The 1,218-nt window shown below is 60.6% G+C and carries 1 protein-coding gene; it reads left to right on the top strand.

Annotated elements, in window-relative coordinates; translation table 11 throughout:
- Nucleotides 1-152: 152 nt before the first annotated feature.
- The coding region (locus EB836_RS17995; protein WP_135542816.1) for an IS1380 family transposase at nt 153-1,218 on the top strand (1,066 nt) is incomplete at its 3' end.

Here is a 1,218-nt window from a genome sequence, read left to right as displayed (position 1 = left end):
AACCTTGATCCACCGATGTAAGTAGCCGGATCAAGCCGTTCGTGGAATGGAAATGCCCCTCCTGAGCTGGGAAAATGGTGATGTTCTAAGTCAACATTCCCGGCCAAGAAAGGGGCACCTCTCAGGTGCTATTCAATCACACGCCCACGGCTGTGTCTCATTCCTTCGATGATGAGAACCTCACCGCGACCACCGGGCTGGTCCCGATCATGGGCCTCGCCCAGAAAGCCGGCCTGCCAGACCTCGCCGACGACAGGTTGACCGTGTCGACCACCGGCGCTGATAAAGGCGCGAACCCAGCCGCGAAACTCGCCACCCTCGTCGGCGGAATTGCCGCCGGGGCTGACTCGATCGATGACATGAACCTTCTCCGCCACGGCGGCATGACACACCTGTTCGACCGTGTCTACGCCCCTTCGACGCTGGGTTCGTTTCTGCGTTCGTTCGCCTTCGGCCACGTTCGGCAACTCGACGCGATCTCCTCCCGCTTCCTGACCAACCTCAACGAACACACACCACTGCTGCCCACCAACCAGGAGTCGGCACAGACTTCGATGATCTTCGTCGATGTCGACGACACCGTCATCGATGTTCACTCCGCGTCGAAGCAGGGAGCCGGGTTCGGCTACCAAGGCAGTCGTGGACTCAACACGCTGTTGGCCACAGCCTCGACCCGCGACTCCAGCCAGATCATCGTCGGCCAGCGTCTGCGCAAAGGCTCGACCTCGTCAGCCCGGGGTGCTGACAAGTTCGTCTCCGACGCTTTGGCCACCACGGCCCGAATCAACTCCGACCTCCCGGTCCTGGTCAGGGCTGATTCGGCGTACTACTCCTCAAAAGTGGCCAAAGCCGCCCACGATGCCGGGGCTCATGTGTCGATCACCGTGCGTATGGATAAGAAGGTCAAAGCAGCGATCGGAACGATCAGCGACGACGCATGGACTGGCATCGAATACCCTGAAGCAATCTACGACGAAGACTCCAGGGCCTGGATCAGCAAGGCTGAAGTCGCCGAGGTCCCGTTCACCGCATTCACCTCGAAGAAGAAGTCCCTGCACGCCCCCGGACGCTTGGTCGTCCGCCGCATCCCGGAGCTCAACGAGACCAAACGCACTGCCGGACAGGACCCCTTGTTCGACTTGTACCGGTACCACGCGTTCTTCACCACCATCGACCGGGATCGTTTCGACACTGTCGCTGCTGACCAGATGCACCGCA

It is taken from the genome of Brevibacterium sp. S111, from assembly GCF_004745075.1.
Taxonomy (GTDB): Bacteria; Actinomycetota; Actinomycetes; order Actinomycetales; family Brevibacteriaceae; genus Brevibacterium.
This window is presented reverse-complemented; position numbering and strand designations above follow the sequence as displayed.